Annotated in this window: 2 protein-coding genes and 3 pseudogenes; 3 read left to right on the forward strand and 2 right to left on the reverse strand. The window is 62.2% G+C overall.

Features of this window, described 5'->3' with window-relative positions; translation table 11 throughout:
• Nucleotides 1–133: pseudogene (locus tag BLR02_RS29160) on the forward strand (IS481 family transposase); the annotation flags it as partial.
• 104 nt (nucleotides 134–237) lie between these two features.
• Here BLR02_RS29160 and BLR02_RS31210 read toward each other — a convergent pair.
• Together BLR02_RS31210 and BLR02_RS31215 are read right to left on the reverse strand one after the other, a co-directional pair.
• Nucleotides 238–648 carry a transposase gene (locus BLR02_RS31210; RefSeq protein ID WP_408735550.1) on the reverse strand — a complete coding sequence of 137 codons (411 nt, stop codon included), beginning with the start codon at nucleotides 646–648 and terminating at the stop codon, nucleotides 238–240.
• Nucleotides 617–703, reverse strand: a pseudogene (locus BLR02_RS31215) (hypothetical protein); the annotation flags it as partial. The pseudogene BLR02_RS31215 and the gene BLR02_RS31210, both read right to left, overlap by 32 nt.
• 434 nt (nucleotides 704–1,137) lie before the next feature.
• Between BLR02_RS31215 and BLR02_RS28120 the strand changes: the two are divergent.
• The gene (locus BLR02_RS28120) at nucleotides 1,138–1,479 is read left to right on the forward strand and encodes an SWIB/MDM2 domain-containing protein (protein ID WP_090571744.1); all 342 of its coding nucleotides are present in this window, start codon (nucleotides 1,138–1,140) and stop codon (nucleotides 1,477–1,479) included.
• A gap of 165 nt (nucleotides 1,480–1,644) precedes the next feature.
• Nucleotides 1,645–2,169: pseudogene (locus BLR02_RS28125) on the forward strand (transposase); the annotation flags it as partial.
• Between the last annotated feature and the right edge of the window lie 91 nt (nucleotides 2,170–2,260).

A 2,260-nucleotide genomic window follows, 5' to 3' on the forward strand; every position in this document is an offset into this window, starting at 1 on the left:
CTACAACTTCGCCAAGCACCTCAAGGCTCTGCGATGGCGAACACCTTTCCAGGCCATCTGTGATGCCTGGACCAAGGATCCGTCAGGCTTCAAAAGCAACCCGCACCACCTCATCCCGGGACCACACACCTAGCTGATGACCTCCGCCGGGACGCGATAGCTGGCATAGGGCGACTTGGCGGCTGGCAGGCTCATTCCGGCCACCTACCGGACCGACCCCAGCCAGCCAAGCCCGGATCAACCTGACGGTGCCCCCGCGCGTGCTGGTACAATCACGGCCGCGTCGGGGTGGCGTGCTGTGACCTCAGCGTAGACGTCGTCCCGGTCATAAGCGCCATCGCCGGTGAAGGATGCCACGGAACCGCCGACCCGCTTCAAGCAAGGACCAAGCTGCGAGCGGTCATCGGCACCCCTGTCAGCCAGCACTGAAGCGGCGATCTGGCCCGTGTCGGGGCCGATGGCGAGGTGAAGCATCTTCCAACCTCGACGACACTTGGTGCCATGCTTCTTGATCAACCACTCGCCAGGACCGCACAGCCGAAGACCGGTGCTGTCCACCAGCAGATGCCCGGCTCGCTGCCCACCGTTGGCCGCGGCACCTCCAGTGTCTCGGCCTACGGCTCGGGGTCGAATGGTCCGGCACGGCAAGGTCGACGTCCAGCAGCTGCAGAATGGAGCCAATCAGGCCCTTAGTTTGGCGCAGCGCCTAGCGGAACACGGCACGCAGCGTCAGGGCGGTTGCGATCGCCAGGTTCAATTACCTCGGCTCGCCACCCCCTCAATCGCTTCGGCCATGAACCACACGGTTCAGCATTGGCCTTGAACGGCACAGCGGGTGTCCCTCGAGTTCCAGGGCTCTCCCCTACGCCAGCCTACTCCACTGCACCAAACTGGACCATCCTTGCAACAAGATCTTTTCGGAGAGGAATGCTCCAAAGTGTGCCGCTGTATTGGTCGCATCCGGGCCAGAAGGCCGGGTTTCAATCCGCGAAACCGACATTTGGATTTGAGGCAGCAGGATGGAATCTGGATGACTGCGAATGTTGGAAAATGCTAGGCACGGGGGCCGTCGCGCATCGGCCCATACCAGTGGCTTTTCAAGGGATGCCGTAGGCAAGATTGATCAGGAGCGCGGCGATGTCTGCCAAAACGACCCCCAAAAAGCTGAAGCCGGAAGCATCTAAGGACTCCGAGCCGACCAAGGCGGCCAAGATTGCAAAACCTGCTAAGGGCAACAAGCCGAATGCGCTTCAGCAGCCGCTCAAGCCATCGGAGGAACTGGCGGCTGTCGTCGGCGAAGGAGAGCTCGCCCGCGGCGAAGCCGTGAGCAAAGTTTGGGCATACATTAAGGCCAACAAGCTGCAGAACCCGAAGGATGGACGTGAGATTCTCGCCGACGACAAGCTTCGCAAAGTGTTCGGCAAGGACAAGGTGACCATGTTCGAGATGAACAAACACCTGGCCCAGCATCTGAAATAGAGGCCGCGGCTTCTCGCTACTTGGGTATGCAGTTGAGCATGCGCCGGATCTGCCACGGCCATCTCAGCTTTCCACCACGCGGCGTACGGACGCCACAAGCAGGTAAGCGTCAGCAAGCGCCTGCAGCGCCGTCGCCCCGGCACACTGTGCCGCATTCGTGGAAGCAGCTCCTGGATCGGTAAGCTCGCGGTCGCGGGGACTGCAGAGGCGATCGCGCAGGGTCTCGAGCCCTCTGCCTGGCAGCGTCTGTCTGCAGGCGAGGGCTCGAAGGGGCCGCGGCTTTCCGACTGGGCCTGGCTTGAACTGGCTGACCTGGACGCGGACAAGTACCGGGATGGCGCAACAGGCGTCTGGACACGCGGCCTGGTGATCCGGCGCAACCTCAGCGATGGCGAGTGTGCCTACTTCACCACCTGGTGCCCCGCCGGGACCACGGCCGAGACCCTGGTTGCCATCGAAGGGCAGCGCTGAACCATCGAGGATGCTTTCGAGGCGGCGAAGAATGAGCTCGGCCTCGATCACAATGAGACCCGCTCGTGGCATGGCTGGCGTCGCCAAGTCTCGCTGGTGATGTTGGCCTTCGCCATGATGACGATCATTCGTCACAAAGCCAATCAGCAACCGCCCCCAAAAACCCTGATCAAGCTGACGCGGAAGCTCCGGACCTCGTCCGCTGGTCAGTTCAGGTGAGGTGGTCCCTGGATTTCGGACAGGCGGGTAAGCTCGGTTCGCTTGTGAGAAGGATGGCCCTGGATGACGGGCAAGCGGACGCGGTACTCGG

It is taken from the genome of Belnapia rosea (assembly GCF_900101615.1).
In the GTDB taxonomy this organism is placed as follows: Bacteria; Pseudomonadota; Alphaproteobacteria; order Acetobacterales; family Acetobacteraceae; genus Belnapia; species Belnapia rosea.

Excerpts from the sequence above, each read along its gene's own strand:
- BLR02_RS28120 (WP_090571744.1), top strand. The coding sequence starts at position 1,138 with ATGTCTGCCAAAACGACCCCCAAAAAGCTGAAGCCGGAAGCATCTAAG.